The organism is Longimicrobium sp. (assembly GCA_036389135.1).
In the GTDB taxonomy this organism is placed as follows: domain Bacteria; phylum Gemmatimonadota; class Gemmatimonadetes; order Longimicrobiales; family Longimicrobiaceae; genus Longimicrobium.
Genome location: DASVQP010000041.1, coordinates 63,701 through 79,944, shown reverse-complemented (window position 1 = coordinate 79,944; position 16,244 = coordinate 63,701). Strand labels below are relative to the sequence as shown.

Here is a 16,244-nt window from a genome sequence, read left to right as displayed (position 1 = left end):
ACTACAAGCAGCAGAGAAACACTTCTGGGGTTCTTTCAGTTCCCTCTGTGTCTCTGTGTGATGGTGTTACCCCGCTTCGCCCACTTCGAACGCACGCAGCCGGCGGATGGCGAAGAGGACCGCGCCCACGGCGAACACCACGGACATCACGGCGGCGGCGCCGGGCGTGATGTTGGCGTCGAACACGTGGTCGGGAAGGCCCGCGATCAGCTGGGCGAGAGTGAGGATGAACTGGATGATGCTGAGATAACGCGCGCCGGGGGCCTGCGTCGCGATGATCCCCTCCCACACGACGACGTACACGAGCCCCGCCACCAGCGCGCGCCGCGTCACCAGGCTCAGCGCCACGAAGACCGCCGAGTAAAGCAGCGCTCCCACCGCCACCGCCACGGCGAAGGCCATCCCGATCGTCCTGGGCTCGATGACGCCGGCAACGGGCACCACCAGCAGCGCCGCGGGGGCCGTCAGCAGGGTGGTTACGGCGGCGGCCACCAGCACGCGCGTCAGGACGATGCGCCAGCGCGCCACCGGTTTCGAGAGGACGTACAGCGCCGTCCCATCGTCGATTTCCGCGCCGAAGACCCCCGTGGCGATCACGAGCGCGATGATGGGAAGGATGACCGGGAGGATGATCATCGTCTCCAGCTCGATGACGTTGGTCAGCGCGGCGTCGCCGCCGCGGCGGAAGAGGGCGGCGATCAGGACGGGAGAGAGCCCGAATGCGGCCAGCACCAGCGCACGGCGCCGCGCCAGGATCTGCCGCGCGGTCACCGACGCGAGCGCGCGCTCCACGGCCAGGATCATCGTTGCACCAGGTAGGAGAAGACGCTCTCGAGCGATTCGTCGGAGGGGCGCACCTCGCGCAGCGTGACGCCCATTGCGCGCGCCACTTTCGGCAGCGCGTGCGCAAAGGCGCTGCGGTCCTCGGTACGCACCGTCAGCCCCGCGGACGACAGCTCCGCGCCCGCGACCGAGGGGTCGGCGAAGAGGGCGGCGGCAAGGCGCCGGTCGTCGCTGGAGCGCAGGACAAAGGTGTGCGGGCGGTCCGTCATCAGCCGCCGGATCTCGCGGAAGTGCCCCGACGCCGCCAATCGCCCCGCCACCAGCACGAGCACGCTGTCCGCCAGGCGGTCCAGCTCCTCCAGGATGTGCGACGAGATCAGCACCGTGCGCCCCGCGTCCGCCTGGGCGCGGAGGAGCTCCATCATGTGCAGGCGCTGGCCGGGGTCCATTCCGTTGAACGGCTCGTCCAGCAGCAGGATGCGCGGGTCGTGCACCAGCGCGCCGGCCACCTTGGCGCGCTGCCGCATCCCCTTGGAAAAGGTGCCGATCTTACGGTCCGCCGCGCCGAGCAGGTCCACCTCTTCCAGCGCGCGCTCGGTGGCGCCGGCCGGGTCCGCGACGCCCTGCATCACGGCGTTGAAGCGCACGAACTCGCGGGCCGTGAGAAAGGGCTGCACCGCTTCGCGCTCCGGCACCAGGCCCAGGGCGCGGTACGCCTCCGGGTTGCGCCATGCGGGCCGGCCCTCCACCAGCACACTGCCGGCGGATGGAGCCAGGAAGCCGGCCATCATGTGCAGCAGGGTGGATTTGCCGGCACCGTTGGGCCCCAGCAGCCCCGTGATCCCCGCGGCGAGCGAAAAGGAGACGTCGTTGATGGCCACCACGTTGCCGTACCAGCGAGACGCGCCGCGCAACTCCAGCGCGGGCGTGTTGGGCGCGAACGCGGCGCTCACGTGCGCACCCGCGAGTAGCGCGCAAAGATCGCGAGTGACGCCAGCACCACCAGCGCGACCGCCATCCCCGCGTAGCCCAGCCCGCCGACGGGGTTCGGCGGAACGGGCCCGCCACCCGGCCCGGTCGGCTGGACGTCGAAGAGCCAGCGCATCAGGCCGGCCAGCACGAGCAGGGGGCTCATCAGCGTGCCATACCCGGGCACTCCCGTGGCGCTGTTCTTCTGCACGATCGCGGAGACGACGGCCGTCAGGAACATCGTCCCAAAGATGGCGGCGGTCCCCAGCGCGCGGCGCGCCGTGAACGACGCCAGCGCCACCGAAATCGAGCCCATCACGGCCGCAATTGCCAATGTGGAAGCCAGCACGGGAAGGACGGAGCCCCGCTCCGCGCGCAGCACGGCGCCCACGTCGCTCGCCGCGGCCAGGCGGCCGATGAAGAGCAGGGCCATGGGCGTCAGCGCCAGGATCCAGACGGTGGCGGCCATCGCCAGGAGCTTGGCCCCCGCGTAGTCGCCCCGGCGCAGCGGTCGCGAGAAGTACAGCGGCAGCACGCGGTGATGCTGGTCGGTGCTCACCAGCTCCGGCGCCTGCGCCGCGCAGAACAGCAGCACGAGCGGCTGCACGTAACGGAAGTAGCTCGAATACTCCAGCAGCTTTCCCTCCCCCTGGGATACGATCCCCACCAGCACCTGGACGACCGCGGGCATGCAGACGAGGAAGAGCAGCAGGAACGGGATGATCAGCGCCTTGCCGCCGCGCCCCAGCCCCCACGCCTGGCGCAGCGAGTGGACGAAGAGGGTGCGGAACGCGTATCCGCGCCCCAGCCGCGCCCCCTCGTAGCGCTGGTACCCGATGTCGTAGATGACTCCTGCTTCAGCGGCGCGGCGCATGCGCGTCTCCGGTGGCCGGGGTGCGGAAGAGCTCCTGCAGCGAGTGGCGGCGAGGCTCCATCCTCACCAGCGCGAGCCCCAGGTCGGCGGCGGCGTCTCGCACCGCGTCGTACGGCCCGTCGCCGCGCAGGGGGAGGAGGAGGAGCGATCCCTCCGCATGCGCCTCCACCCCGTCGGCTGTGAGGCGGGCGAGCAGCTCGTCGGTCCCTTCATCCACCTCCACCGCGAGCACCCCTTCCTCGCCCGTGAACGAGCCGAGCGGCGCCGCGCTCAGCAGCCGCCCTCCGTCTATGGCCACCAGGAAGTCGCACACCCGCTCGATCTCCCCCAGCAGGTGCGAGCAGACGAGCACCGCGATGCCGAACTCGGTGCCGGTGCGCTCGATCAGCTCCAGCATCTCGTCGCGCCCGGCGGGGTCCAGGCCGTTGGTGGGCTCGTCCAGCAGGAGGAGCCGGGGGTCGTGCACCAGCGCCTGCGCCAGCTTCACCCGCTGCTTCATCCCGGTGCTGTAGCCACTGACGGGCCGGTAGCGCTCCTCGTAGAGCCCCACGTGGCGAAGCATCTCGGCGGTGCGCTCGCGGGCGGCGGCACGCGGCAGCCCCGCCAGCCGCCCCATGTGCGACACCAGCTCGGTGGCGGTGAGCTGGGGCGGAAGGCAGTCGTGCTCGGGCATGTAGCCCACGAGCTGGCGCACGGCCAGGCTGTCGGCGATGGCGTCGCGGTCCAGCACGCGCACGGTGCCCTGCGTGGGCGTCAGCAGCCCCAGCAGGATCTTGATGAAGGTGCTCTTTCCCGCTCCGTTGGCGCCCACGAACCCGATGATCCCGGGCTCCAGCTCCAGCGACAGCCCATCCAGCGCGGTCACGCCGCCGGGGTAGCGGTGGGTAAGGTCCTGCACGGAGATCAGCGGCATTCGGGGGACGGCTTTAGGGGGAGGATCGGCGGGGAAGTGCGTTGGTGCGTGAGTGCGTTGGCGCGCACCGGATTTTAGCGGTGATCGAGGAATCTAGCCAGCGCGGAAAGGGGCCGGCATGCCCCGCCGGCCCCTCGAAAACGCACATGTCATCCTGAGAGAGCCGCCTCCACGGCTCTGCACCACGGCTCCGGACTCCTGCGGCGACCGAAGGATCTAGCCGGCGGAGCAAGAGGCCGGCGCGACACGACGGACCTCTCGGCACGCGCAGTAGATCCTTCGCTCCGCGCCACAGTACCGCCCCGGGCTGAGGCCGGCGACGCGCGTCGCTCAGGATGACAAAGGGGGGGGTAGCCTTGAGTTCCTGCCTGCTGTCCTCCCCCTCCTGTCCTACAGTCCCGCCGCCGTTCCCTGTCCCCCGCTGTTCCGCACTAACGCACTTCAGTAGATGTAGACCGCGGTCCCCACCGGCACCGTATGGTAGATGTAACTGATGTCCTGGTCCTTCATCCGGATGCAGCCGTGGGTGGCGGCCTGGCCGATGGAGTCCTGGTGCGGGGTGCCGTGGATCATGTAGCCGTCGCCCAGCGCCAGCTTGAAGGCACCCAGCTCCCCCTCCACGCGGCGGTTGGCGGTTCCCAGCGGCGGGATGAAGAGGGTGTCGCCGTAGATCACCTCCTCGTCCGCCGGGATCGGCTCGAAGCGGCCGGCCACGACGCGCCCGATCCGCTCGCCTCGCACCTCCAGGCGGCTGCGGTCGGGGAGGGTGATGGGGCGCCCGCGCTCCAGCCGCACGAGCTTCCAGCTGCTGTCGCGCGCCAGCTCCACGTAGTGCCAATCCGGCGGCGTCCAGACGGGGTTGGTCTCCTTGCTCCGCACCCGGCGGACGCCGAACGGCGTGGTGAAGTTCCACCGCGCGCCGCCGAACGAGAGCTCCGTCCCCTTGCCGACGGCGATGGGCGCGGAGTACAGCGTGTCGCCGTTGTCCATCGACCAGAGCCGCCGCTCGTCCAGCGAGACGATGAGGCGCCTTCCGCGAGCCGTGCGCGCCGCCTCCTCCACCTGCTCGCGGGTCATGGGCCGGGCGCGCGGGCGCGGACGGGCCGCAGGCGCGGGCATGGCCTGCGGGCGCGCCGCGGCGACGGGGCGCGCCAGGGGAGCGCGCGCATCCGGCTGCTGCGCGGCCAGCGGCAACGCCGCGGCGGCGAGCACCACGCCGGCGAGCGCGGCGCGGAGACGGTCTGGATGAAAGAGCCGCATCATGGGAGCACTGCTACGGGACCACGAAGTGCGATGCGCCGCCGCCGGGGAGGACGCCCCTCCCCGGCGGTAGCAAAAAAGGGATGCTAGCTGTCCTTGCGGACCCGCATCCCCTGGCGCATCCCGTTGTTGTCGTTCATGCCGCCGCTGTTCATCCCGCCGTTGTTCATGTTCTGGCCGTTCATGTTCGTGCCGTTGTTCATGTTCTGGCCCTGCTGGAGATTGTTCTGGTTCTGGCCCTGCATGGTGCCCTGCTGGCCCTGCATGTTCTGCCCCTGCTGCATGGTGCCCTGCGTGTTGTTCTGGCCCTGCTGCATGGTGCCCTGCGTGGTCTGCCCCTGCTGGGTGGTGTGGCCCTGGTGATTCTGGCCCTGCTGCATCCGCATGGTGTCCTGCTGCTGCGTGGTCTGTCCCGAGGTCGTCGTCTGCCCGGAGGTGGTCTGGGCGGCGGCGGCGCCGGCAGTGGCGGCCGTCAGCATACAGGCCAGGGCGAGCGTGCGAGTGGCGTTCATGGTGTCCTCCAACGTTCGGTGAATGCGTGGGGGGCCAGCGTACGGCCCCCGAAAAGAGCGGAGCACCTCGAAGCAAAAAGTGTCCCCCGGCGCGTAACACGAAGCCCCGGGCGCGCATGGCTGCGCGCCCGGGGCCATCTGCTACCGGAAAGGGTTCAGAGCGACGGCGAGCCGTCTCCCTCCGCGCTGCTCGCACCCGCACCGGAGCGCGGCCCGAACGTCTCCTCGATGGGCGGATCGGCACGCTTGGTGTCGTCCGTCATCACCGGCCACGGATCGCCGGCGGCCGTCCCGCTTCCCGTCGTGGAGCCGGTGCTCGCGCCGGCCGTCCCGCCCGTCGCCGGGCTCGTGGTGGAGCCGGCCGGAGTGCTCGACGTCGTCCCGGCCGTGGATGCGCCTTCCGTGGTGCCGTGGCGTGCCTGCGCGCGGTCGGCGCGGGTGTCCAGGTCCTGGCGAAGCCCGTCGAGCGCGCCCTGCACGCGCGAGATCAGCGCGTCCAGCCGGGGCTGGATCTCGGAGACGAACTCGTCCACCTTGGGCCGGGCCCGCGCCCGCGCCTCGTCCACCTTGGGGCGGATGTCGTCGAGCGCCGAATCCACCCGCTGGTCCAGCTCCTGGAAGGCGTTTTTGAGCTTGGGCCTGAGCTCCGAGAGCGCCGCGTCGATCTTGGACGCGATCTCCTCCAGCGGGTCACGCCTCTTGCCGCCCGTGCTGCCGGTGCTCCCCGCCGTCTCATCGGCACCCAGGCCGGGCGATCCGTCGCCCGCGCCCGCGGCGCCCGGACCGGTGCCGCCGTAGCCCGGGCCCGTGCCGCTGAAGCCCCCGCCGGCCCCGCTCCCGCCCGAGCTGCCGAAGGGGTCGTTGGTTGAATCGGTCATCGAGTTCTCTCCCGTGCTGTGCGCGAATGGGCGCCGGCTGCTCCGGCGCACCCCGAATGGTACGGATCACGTCCCGCGTGGTTTCGTCTTCCGCACCCCGCATGCCGCGTGGCTCTTTCGCCGTGGGCCGGTGTGCGGCATTTTTAGCACCCACGCGCCCGTCCATCACCCACGACGCCCCGGACCCATGCGACTCCTTTCCACGCTCCTCCTGGCCCTCGCCGCGCTCCCGGGCGCGCTGCACGCCCAGCGCGGCGACCTGCTGGTGGTGGCGAACAAGCAGGCCGCCACCGCCACCCTTCTCGACGTGGCGTCGGGGCGCACGGTTGCGACCCTCCCCACCGGCGTCGGCCCGCACGAGGTCGCCGTGTCGCGCGACGGGCGCTGGGCGGTGGTTACCAACTACGGCGCGCAGACGCCGGGCAGCTCGCTCACCCTCATCGACCTGGACCGCCGCGCCGTCACCAAGACCATACCGCTCGGCGAGTACCGGCGCCCGCACGGCGCCGCCTTCCTCCCCAACGGGCAGCTCGCGGTGACGGTGGAGACGAACCGCGCCGTGCTGATCGTGGACCTGAACCGCGGCACGGTGCTGCGCGCCCTCCCCACGGGCGAGGCGGGGTCGCACATGCTATCCGTTTCGCCGGACGGGCGCACGATCTACACGGCCAACATGGGCGGCGGCTCGGTGACGGCGCTGGACGCGACGGGGCGCACCCCCGCCCGCACCGCCAAGGTGGCGCCGCGAACCGAAGGGATCGCGCTGTCGCCGGACGGGCGGCGGCTCTGGGTCGGGAGCAACCAGGACAACACCGTCATCGTGCTCGACGCGGCCACGCTGGCGCCGCTGGACACGCTTCCGGCCCCCGGCCTCCCCTACCGCCTGGCCCTGACGCCCGACGGCCGCCGCGCCGTCGTCTCCAACCCGATGCTGGGCGCGGTGCGGGTGTTCGACGCGGCCGCCCCGCGTGAGACCGCGCTGGTGCAGATCCCCGCCGGCACCGCGGGCGAGGGCGGCGCCGGCCCCGTGGGCTTTGCGCTCTCCCCGGACGGGCGCACGGCGTTCGTCGCGCTCCAGGGCCGCAACCAGGTGGGGGTGCTGGACCTCGCCACCGGCACCCTCACCCGCTACATGGACGTGGGCACTGGCCCGGACGGGATCGCCTACGCCCGGCGCCGCCGGTAGCGAGGGCGCGATGCCCGGTTCACGGGCGGAGCGGACGAGGCGAACGGTGTCCACTCGTGGCGTAAGATAACTGGTTGGCGACGCTCGCGGAAACGCGAGCGTCGCTTTTCTTTGGACTCTCTGCTGGACTGCACTTCCATCGTGCCGGTGTGAACCATGAAACATTAATGGAAAAATATTGTATTTCCTTGCCTGCCGCTTTTACCTTCGGTTCAGGACTCACCCGCGGCACATCTGCCACGGGACGTTCCCCGCGTGGTGCTGCCCCGAGGAGAGAGCGATGGTAAAGAATCGCGTGTGGATGACGACGTTTGCGGCGCTGGCGATGGCCGCGGCAGGGTGCGGGGAGGCGCCCACCTCCCCAACCCCGGATGGAAAGGCGCGGAGCGGTCAGACCTGCACGAACGTGCCGGGCTCCGTGGTGATCAATGGCCTGGGCGGCTTCTATCCCGCAGGGGACCCGGGTTTCGGGATCAGCGCACAGGTGACCGACACGGGCGGGTGCAACATCACGAGTTCCGTCAATATCCAATGGAGCAGCAACAACTCCTGGGTGGCGGACGTGGTGGGCGGGGGCAGCGGCGCCTTCGTCTATCCCAAGAACCCCGGGTCGGCGTTGATCATGGCGCACGCCAGCAACGGCAACGGATCGGTTGCCGACTACAGGTGGGTCGACATCGGCGCCCGGCGGGTCGCCACCAGCATCCAGGTGACTCCCGGCCAGATACGGACGATGTACGGATACCAGGTCCTGTTCACGGCCAAGGCGAAGGACCAGTACGGCGATGAGATCAGCGCCGGCAGCATCACGTGGTCCACGAGCAACCCGTCGATCGCCAGCATCCAGCAGAACGGAATGGCAACCGGAACCGGGGTCGGCACCGTGACGGTGTACGCGTCCTCCGGCGGCCTCAGCGGGACCGCCTCGCTCAAAGTCGATCCCGACATCTACATGTCCGGTCCCACGTACGCCTACGAACAGGCGGTGTACGTGACGGGCCAGGCGGCGCCGGGTGGCTCGTACCACTACACGTGGATGGTGGACCGCTGCACGAACACCCAGGGCGGGTGCAACTTCAACGACACCGAGCCTCCCTTCGCCTCCGGGATGAACCTGACGACTGTCGAGGTCGGGGTGTCGCGCCACGACCACTGGGTGGACGTGATCGTGGAGATCCGGCAGACGGCGGGGGGGCCGGTGATGTCCGCCAACACCTTCACGATCCATGGCGCGGGTGAGGCCGACACCGGCAGCGGGTGCGCGCCGGAAGTGATCCTCTGCTGATGTAAGAAAGTGCGTGAGTGCGTGAGTGCGTAAGTGCGTTTGGATTCAGCGCACTAACGCACTCACGCACTATCGCGCCTGTTCCGGCGTCCGCTCGACATCCATCCATCCACGTGCCATATTAGCGCCCGGGCCCACCCGGCCCGCCTTCTACCCCAAGCACAGTGGCTGACGATGGCAACCGTTGACCTCGCGACCGGCGGCGCGCCGCTGACGGTCCTCAGCGAAGACGAGCAGATGTTCCGCGACCTGGTGCGCGGTTTTGCGGAGGAGAGCGTCCGCCCCCTCGTCCACGAGATGGACGAGCACCAGAAGATGTCCACCGACCTCATCCCCCAGTTCTTTGAGATGGGGCTGATGGGGATCGAGGTGCCCGAGGAGCACGGCGGCACCGGCGCCTCCTTCTTCACCGCCGCGCTGGTGGTGGAGGAGCTCAGCCGCGTGGATGCCAGCGTGGGCGTTTTCGTGGACGTGCAGAACACCCTCGTCAACAACGCCTTCCTGCGCTGGGGGAGCGAGGCGCTCAAGTCCAAGTACCTCCCGCAGCTCTCCGCCGAGAAGGTAGGCGCCTACGCCCTCTCCGAGGCCGGCTCCGGGTCGGATGCCTTTGCGCTCACCACCAAAGCGGTGAAGGCGGACGGCGGCTTCCGCGTCACCGGGCGCAAGCTGTGGATCACCAACGGCGGCGAGGCGGAGATCTTCATCGTCTTCGCCAACGCCGATCCGTCGGCCGGCTACAAGGGGATCACGGCGTTCATCGTGGAGAAGGGCTTCGACGGCTTCGCGGTCGGCAAGAAGGAGGACAAGCTCGGCATCCGCGCATCGTCCACCACCGAGCTGATCCTGGAAGACGTCTTCGTCCCGGACGAGAACGTGCTGGGCGAGGTGGGGAAGGGGTACAAGACGGCCATCGAGACGCTCAACGAGGGCCGCATCGGCATCGGCGCGCAGATGATCGGGATCGGGCAGGGGGCGCTGGACGCCACGGTGAAGTACGTGCAGGAGCGCGAGCAGTTCGGCAAGCGCATCGCCGACTTCCAGGGCGTGCAGTTCCAGCTCGCGCAGATGGCCACCGAGCTGGAGGCCGCGCGCCTGATGGTGTACAACGCCGCCCGCCTCAAGGACGCCGGCCTCCCCTTCCTGCAGGAAGCGGCCATGGGCAAGCTCTTCTCGTCGCAGGTCGCGCAGAAGATCACCTCCACCTGCGTGGATCTGTACGGCGGCTACGGCTTCACCCGCGAGTACCCGGTCGAGAAGTTCTACCGCGACTCCAAGATCGGCTCCATCTACGAAGGCACCAGCAACATGCAGCTCCAGACGATCGCGAAGGGGCTGATGAAGTAGCCCGTCGACGGCACGCATTCGGAATTGGGCGGTCCTGATACCACTCAGGGCCGCCCAATTTCGTTCAGGTGCATACGGACGCTGGACCTCTCTCAGCTGCGGCCGAACGGTTACACCTTGCCCGCTTTAGGCCGCTCGGCTCAGAAAAGAAAGTGAAGCCGTATGGCTTCATCTTGCATATCGTAGGCGATCGACTACATTTCAGAGACTTCTGCGGACCGAGCCCCTGGACTCTCAATCGACAACCATGCTGATCCGAACCATGCCGGATCTCGCCGGTTTTGCGCGAGATCGTCGAAAACAGCTGCGCTGGTCTCAGACTGAGCTCGCGGAGAAGCTTGGGACTTCGCGCTCGTGGGTGTCAGACATGGAGCATGGAAAGGAGACAGCAGAGATCGGCCTCATCCTGAAGGCGCTACGGATTCTCGGGCTGCTGGTCGAGTTGCGGGAGTCGTATGTGGAGCGCGACGGACAGGCGACCCAGAAGGGAGAGTATCGACCCATGGTCGGGAAGCTCATTGCCCGGAGCATCCGGAGTGACGTCGTACGCGAGCCCGGAGAAGGCCGCCCTTTGCTCACACGGGGTGGAAAGAGCCTTTCAGCCTCACGCGGAGCGCGCAAGCCGCCGCGCCGGCTGAGCTGAGATGCCGCGCGAGCTGATTGTGCTGATGGCCGGGCAGATGCTCGGAACGCTGAGCCAGAACTCCCGCGGCGACCTGGCCCTCACGTACGCCCCGGAGTGGCGGGACCATCCCGATTCGTACGCGCTCTCCCTCTCGATGCCCCTCGCCAGCCGTACGCACGGCGACAGCGTCGTCCGGCCGTACCTGGAAGGGCTGCTTCCAGACAGCCAGGGTGTTCTTGAGCGCTGGGCGCGGCAGCTCCACACTTCCGCGCGCAACCCGTTCGGGCTGCTCGCGCACATGGGTGAAGACTGTGCCGGGGCCGTACAGATCGTGCCGGCGGACCGCCTCGAAAGCCTGCTCGCGCCGAGCCGCGACTCCGTGCGATGGCTGAGCGAAGCGGAAGTCGCGAAGCGGTTGCGCGACCTCGTGGAGAACCATGGAACCGGGCGCGACTCCAGCGACCGGGGCTACTTCAGCCTGGCCGGCGCCCAGCCGAAGACCGTGCTCACCCTGGAGGGAGGTCGCTGGGGTGTTCCATCGGGCGCGGTACCATCCACGCACATTCTGAAGCCACCCGCGTTGGATCTGGACGGCTTCGCCATCAACGAGCATCTGTGCCTCACCCTTGTCGATGAGCTGGGGCTGTGGACGACGAAATCCGAAGTGCACTCGTTCGATGGCGAGACCACCATCGTGGTGGAGCGGTACGACCGCAGACGCGTGGGGGATCGCGTGGTGCGCGTGCACCAGGAGGATCTGTGTCAGGCCATGTCCGTGCCGCCGACCCTGAAATACGAGGCCGATGGTGGGCCCGGCGCCCCCGAGTCGGTGACGCTGCTGATCGAGCACTCCACGGATCCCGAGAGCGACGTGGGTACGTTCCTCGATGCGCTGGCATTGAACTGGGCGATCAGCGGAACCGACGCACACGCCAAGAACTTCTCCATCCTGATCGGTCCCGGCGAGGCCGGTCTCGCCCCGCTTTACGACATCGCCAGTGCGCTGCCGTATCCTGCCTGGATCCATCCCCGGAAGGCGAAGCTTGCCATGCGCGTGGGGCGGGAGTACCAAATCGGGAAGATCTCTCGCCGCCACTGGGTAGAGTTCGCCGCGCGCGCCGACCTCGACGCTGATCCGGTGGTCGAGCGCGTCAGGGCGCTGATCGGCGCGATTCCCGACGCGACCATGCGGGCCGTGGCTCGAGTCCGCGGCGAGGGCATCGAACACGAAATTCTCAACGAGATGGAGTCGAAGCTCATCGCCCACGCGCATGGGTGCCTGCGGCGCATGGAAAAGGTGGGGGACTGATGCGACTTCCGGGGCGTCCAGATCCGCGTGAAGGCACCAGCAACATGCAGCTCCAGACGATCGCGAAGGGGCTGATGAAGTAAACTGATGGCCTCACACAGAGCCGCAGAGGGGAACCGCAAGAGGAAGGAGAGAACTGCCGGGAGTGGCGGTTCTCTCCTTAATTGTTCCAATCGGCGGGGGGCACACTCCGGAGAGCAGCGGCGAAGGACAATCCAGCCCGTAGGTCACACCGCGGACCCGCGGCGCTGTTCCGCGACTTCGCGCAGCGCCTGGTTGACGGACTCCGTGTCCGGAAACATCTCGGCTACGTCCCGATCGAGAAGGACGACGTTGGTACCCTCGGCGTAGCGGGCGGCGTACTTGCCGCGCACACCGCCTTGCAGGCTGTACTCGGGCAGGATCTCGTTGCCTGAGACTACATTTCGGTCACTCATCGGCTACGCCTCCTTCCTCGTATTCCCGCCGCTCGCGCGCAGTCATACTGCGGGCGCTGATGATTCGGATCGCGTCTCCACGCTCCGTGAACATGACAGCAAGATAGTTGCCCCAGTCTGAATGTCCGAATAGTACGTACCGCGCCTCGTCGCGCGAGTGCCGGGGATCGTCCACCGTGATGGCAAGAGGGTCCCCGAACACGGACTCGGCTTCCACGAATGTCACCCCGTGCTTGGCCGCGTTCGCCAGCGCCTTCCGCCGTTTCCAATAGAAGTGTAGTGCCGTCTAGGATGGCGTAGCCTACCTGGTAAGTGCCGTTCAGGTACAGAGATAAACTGGTGCGGCGGGTGGCCGCCTGGTGCGGGTGAAGGCACTCTTCGGCCCACCTTGTCGCCCACCGCATACGCGACAAGGCGGGATCGGATCGTCTCGGGAGACGTGCAGGAACACTGTTGTTGACTTCCTACACTACTCGGATGCATACTGGTGTCGGTAGACGACACCACGCACCCGGAGCTCTCCTGACGCCCAGATCGAACCCATCGCCGTCGGCGAACGACGTGCTGCGCGGGACGCTGGACCTGCTGATCCTGAAGGCGCTTTCGCTGCAGCCGATGCACGGCTGGGCGGTGGCGCAGCGGCTGGAGCAGCTGTCGCGCGATGCGCTTCACGTGGGGCAGGGCTCGCTGTACCCCGCCCTCCAGCGGCTGGAGGAGAAGGGGTGGATCGACAGCGAGTGGAAGGCGACCGAGCAGAACCGCCGCGCCAAGTACTACGAGCTCACCCCCGCCGGGCGCCGCGCCCTGGGCGACGAGACGGAGAGCTGGCGGCGGTACGCCGAGATGGTCGACGTCATCCTCCGAACCACGTAGAGGCGCCATGGCCTGGACGAAACGCTGGCAGAAGCGCATGCGCGCCCTGATGCGCAGGGACGACGTGGAGCGCGAGCTGGACGAGGAGCTTGCGTTCCACCTGGAGATGGAGACGCAGAAGAACGTGCGCGCGGGGATGTCGCCCGCGGAGGCGCGCCGGCGAGCCGTCCTGGAGTTCGGCGGGGTGGAGAAGCACAAGGAGGAGGTGCGGGACGCGCGCTGGCTGGGCGGCTTCAACGGCCTATCGCTGGACGCGCGGCTGGGTGCGCGCATGCTGGTGAAGCACCCTGGGCTCACGCTGGTCGGCGGGCTGGGGATGGCGGTGGCGATCGCCATCGCGGCGGTCTTCGACGCTAGCATCGGGGCCGCGAACTCGCCGATTCCCATCGAGGGGGGCCAGCGCATCGTCGCGCTGGAGGTGTGGGACGCGGAAACCAACAACCAGGACGGACGGTTCCTCTACGACTTCGGCAGGTGGCGGGAGGAGGTGCGCACGGTGGAGAACCTGGGCGCGTTCCGCACCTTCACACGCAACCTGATCGTCGACGGCGGGTCCACCGAGCCGGTGCGCGTGGCGGAGATGTCGGCGTCGGGCTTCGGGATCATGGGCGTGCCGCCGATGCTGGGCCGCCCGCTGGTAGAGGGGGACGAGGCGGAGGGCGCGCCGCTGGTGGCCGTCCTGGGCTACGAGATGTGGCAGTCGCGGTTCGCGGGCGACCCGCGCGTGGTGGGGCGCGAGATCCGGCTGGGGAAGGCGGTGCACACGGTGGTCGGCGTGATGCCGCGCGGGTTCGAGTTCCCCCTCAACCAGCGCATCTGGGTGCCGCTGCGGCTGAGCCCGGGCGGCTACGCGCCGCGGACGGGTCCCGCGATCGAGGCATTCGGCCGGCTCGCGCCGGGGGTGTCGCTGGAGGAGGCGCAGGCGGAGGTGACGACCATCGGGAACCGCATCGCCACCGCGTTTCCGGAAACGCACCGGCACATGCGCCCGCGTGTGAGCGTGTACGGGCCGCACCTGATGGACGACTTCGAAGGATGGGAGATTCCCATGATGCGCGTGGTGATCACTCTACTCCTGCTCGTGATCGCCATCAACGTGTCGGTGCTGGTCTTCGCGCGCACGGCCACGCGGGCGGGGGAGATCACGGTGCGCAGCGCGCTGGGCGCGAGCCGCCGGCGCATCGTCACGCAGTTCTTTGCCGAGGGGCTGGTATTGTCGGCGGTGTCCGCGGCGGTGGGGCTGGCGATCGCGGCGCTGGTGCTGCGGCAGCTTCATGCGATCATGGACCGGTTGCTCGCACCGATGGGCGGGCTCCCGTTCTGGCTGGAATTCCATCTGTCAGCGAGGGCCGTCCTCTTCGCCGTGGCGATGGCGGCGCTGGCGGCGGTCATCGTGGGGATCGTCCCGGCTCTGCGCGCGACGGGGACGCGGCTGGAGTCCGCACTGCGCGCGATCGGCGGCTCCACGGGGATGGCGCTGGGGCGCACGTGGTCGGTGCTCATCGTGGCGCAGGTGGCGTTCACGGTGGCCATCATCCCCGCGACGGTTTTCTACGCGGTGGACTTCGGGCGGTACGGGATGGTCGATCCCGGACTCCCTGCCGGCGAGTACCTGACGGCCTCTCTGGTGATGGACCGCGAGCCGCGCGGGCAGGACGTGGTGGACCCCGAAGCCATCCGCAGGGCGTTCGACGCGCGCTACGCAGCCCGCGTGGCCGATCTGGGGCGGCGCCTGGAGGGGGAGCCGGGGGTGATCGGCGCCACGACGGCGATGTCGCTTCCGGGCGACGAGCCGACCGTCCGCTTCGAGGTGGAGGGCGTGGACTCGCCGGAGACGGGGCGCGGGTTCCTGGTCAACTACAACCGGGTGGATACGCGGTACTTCGGCACCTTTGGGCTCGGCGCGCTGTCGGGGAGGATCTTCGAGGCCGGCGACCTGGGCCCGGCGGCCACGGCCGTGGTGGTGAACCGCGCCTTCGTGCGCGACGTGCTGGGCGGCAGGGAGGGGCTGGGGCGACGCGTCCGCATCGCCGAAGGATACCGCGAGGGCGGGGTTATGCAGGTGCCCGGCGGATTGGAGGCGGAGCGCTGGTATGAGATCGTCGGCATCGTCGGCAACCTCCCGGAGCGCACCATGGAGCCGGGCGAGCCGCTCGCGCAGGTATACCGGCCGCTCGACCCCGCCGCCGCGTACCCGCTGAACCTGGTGATCCGCACGCGCGGCGCGGCGACGGAGTTCGCGCCCCGGCTGACGGAGCTCGCCATCGCGGTCGATCCGGCGCTCCAGGGCCGCGACGTCCAGTCGCTGGCGACGGTCATCCGCCAGTTCCAGGGCGGGATGCGGATGGGCGCGCTCGGGCTGGGGCTGGTGACTGGGAGCGTGCTCCTGCTGTCGGCGGCGGGGATCTACGCGCTGATGTCGTTCACCGTCACGCAGCGGCGGCGCGAGATCGGGCTGCGCGCGGCGCTGGGGGCGCACCCGCGGCGCATTCTCGCGGCCATCTTCTCGCGTGCGGCGCGGCAGCTGGGGATCGGCGCGGCGGTCGGGCTGGCGCTGGCGATCGCGTTGAACTTCGCGTCGCAGGGTGAGACGACGGGCGGGCACGCGCGGGTCGTGCTTCCGGCGGTCGCCGCCATCATCCTGGTGGTGGGGCTGCTGGCGACGTGGGGGCCGGCGCGGCGCGGGCTGCGCATCCAGCCGATGGAGGCGCTGAAGGCGTGAGCCCTCCCCCCCCCCGGCCCCCCCTCTCCCAAACTGCTGGGAGAGGGGGGAGATCGCGCGCCGAACCAGCGCGGCGCCAGCCAGGCGCAACGCGTACATCGTAGGGGCGCGATTCATCGCGCCCGCCCTCTCCCGCACTTCGATCCCCGCCATACGCGCCGTTCTCGGTAGGGGCAGACCTGCGTGTCTGCCCGCCCTTTCTCCCACGGCGCATCTCGCTCTCTTCGCAGGCGCCAAAACGAAAAAGGGAGACACGGAGGCGATCTCCGTGTCT

General features: G+C 69.2%; 15 protein-coding genes. 7 read left to right on the top strand and 8 right to left on the bottom strand.

The genetic code is table 11. The features are described 5' to 3' along the window. Positions 1-66: 66 nt before the first annotated feature. The 7 genes from VF584_10565 to VF584_10535 all read right to left on the bottom strand — a co-directional run bounded on the left by VF584_10565 (position 67) and on the right by VF584_10535 (position 6,189). Complete coding sequence (locus VF584_10565) at positions 67-804, bottom strand: ABC transporter permease subunit (GenBank protein HEX8210608.1); 738 nt, start codon at positions 802-804, stop codon at positions 67-69. Next, positions 801-1,736 carry an ABC transporter ATP-binding protein gene (locus tag VF584_10560; protein HEX8210607.1) on the bottom strand — a complete coding sequence of 312 codons (936 nt, stop codon included), beginning with the start codon at positions 1,734-1,736 and terminating at the stop codon, positions 801-803. The genes VF584_10565 and VF584_10560 overlap by 4 nt, the downstream gene beginning before the upstream one ends. After that, positions 1,733-2,626 (bottom strand): hypothetical protein, encoded by an 894-nt coding sequence (locus tag VF584_10555; protein ID HEX8210606.1) that lies wholly within the window; start codon positions 2,624-2,626, stop codon positions 1,733-1,735. The genes VF584_10560 and VF584_10555 overlap by 4 nt, the downstream gene beginning before the upstream one ends. Continuing rightward, positions 2,610-3,539: an ABC transporter ATP-binding protein gene (locus VF584_10550; protein ID HEX8210605.1), complete on the bottom strand. Its 930-nt coding sequence runs from the start codon at positions 3,537-3,539 to the stop codon at positions 2,610-2,612. Before VF584_10550 ends, VF584_10555 begins: the two co-directional genes overlap by 17 nt. A 441-nt stretch (positions 3,540-3,980) precedes the next feature. After that, the gene (locus tag VF584_10545) at positions 3,981-4,802 is read right to left on the bottom strand and encodes a L,D-transpeptidase (GenBank protein HEX8210604.1); all 822 of its coding nucleotides are present in this window, start codon (positions 4,800-4,802) and stop codon (positions 3,981-3,983) included. 83 nt (positions 4,803-4,885) lie between these two features. After that, complete coding sequence (locus VF584_10540; protein HEX8210603.1) at positions 4,886-5,311, bottom strand: hypothetical protein; 426 nt, start codon at positions 5,309-5,311, stop codon at positions 4,886-4,888. A 155-nt stretch (positions 5,312-5,466) separates the two neighbouring features. Next, positions 5,467-6,189, bottom strand: a complete 723-nt coding sequence (locus tag VF584_10535; GenBank protein HEX8210602.1) for a hypothetical protein — start codon at positions 6,187-6,189, stop codon at positions 5,467-5,469. Positions 6,190-6,376: 187 nt separating this feature from the next. On the opposite strand from VF584_10535, the gene VF584_10530 reads away from it, so the two are divergent. The 5 genes from VF584_10530 to VF584_10510 all read left to right on the top strand — a co-directional run bounded on the left by VF584_10530 (position 6,377) and on the right by VF584_10510 (position 11,938). Continuing rightward, positions 6,377-7,375: a cytochrome D1 domain-containing protein gene (locus VF584_10530; protein ID HEX8210601.1), complete on the top strand. Its 999-nt coding sequence runs from the start codon at positions 6,377-6,379 to the stop codon at positions 7,373-7,375. 280 nt (positions 7,376-7,655) lie between these two features. Further along, on the top strand, positions 7,656-8,660 hold the full coding sequence (locus VF584_10525; GenBank protein HEX8210600.1) for an Ig-like domain-containing protein: 1,005 nt from the start codon (positions 7,656-7,658) through the stop codon (positions 8,658-8,660). 174 nt (positions 8,661-8,834) lie between these two features. Further along, positions 8,835-10,004 (top strand): acyl-CoA dehydrogenase, encoded by a 1,170-nt coding sequence (locus VF584_10520; GenBank protein HEX8210599.1) that lies wholly within the window; start codon positions 8,835-8,837, stop codon positions 10,002-10,004. A gap of 247 nt (positions 10,005-10,251) precedes the next feature. Then, positions 10,252-10,647, top strand: coding sequence for a helix-turn-helix domain-containing protein (locus tag VF584_10515; protein HEX8210598.1), 396 nt, complete (start codon positions 10,252-10,254; stop codon positions 10,645-10,647). Between the two features lies 1 nt (position 10,648). Then, positions 10,649-11,938: a type II toxin-antitoxin system HipA family toxin gene (locus VF584_10510; protein HEX8210597.1), complete on the top strand. Its 1,290-nt coding sequence runs from the start codon at positions 10,649-10,651 to the stop codon at positions 11,936-11,938. A 227-nt stretch (positions 11,939-12,165) separates the two neighbouring features. Here the strand turns inward: VF584_10510 and VF584_10505 are convergent, their stop codons facing one another. Then, on the bottom strand, positions 12,166-12,375 hold the full coding sequence (locus VF584_10505; GenBank protein HEX8210596.1) for a hypothetical protein: 210 nt from the start codon (positions 12,373-12,375) through the stop codon (positions 12,166-12,168). A 561-nt stretch (positions 12,376-12,936) separates the two neighbouring features. On the opposite strand from VF584_10505, the gene VF584_10500 reads away from it, so the two are divergent. Further along, positions 12,937-13,248: a PadR family transcriptional regulator gene (locus tag VF584_10500; GenBank protein ID HEX8210595.1), complete on the top strand. Its 312-nt coding sequence runs from the start codon at positions 12,937-12,939 to the stop codon at positions 13,246-13,248. Between the two features lie 7 nt (positions 13,249-13,255). Continuing rightward, positions 13,256-15,970 carry an ABC transporter permease gene (locus VF584_10495; GenBank protein HEX8210594.1) on the top strand — a complete coding sequence of 905 codons (2,715 nt, stop codon included), beginning with the start codon at positions 13,256-13,258 and terminating at the stop codon, positions 15,968-15,970. Positions 15,971-16,244: the final 274 nt, after the last annotated feature.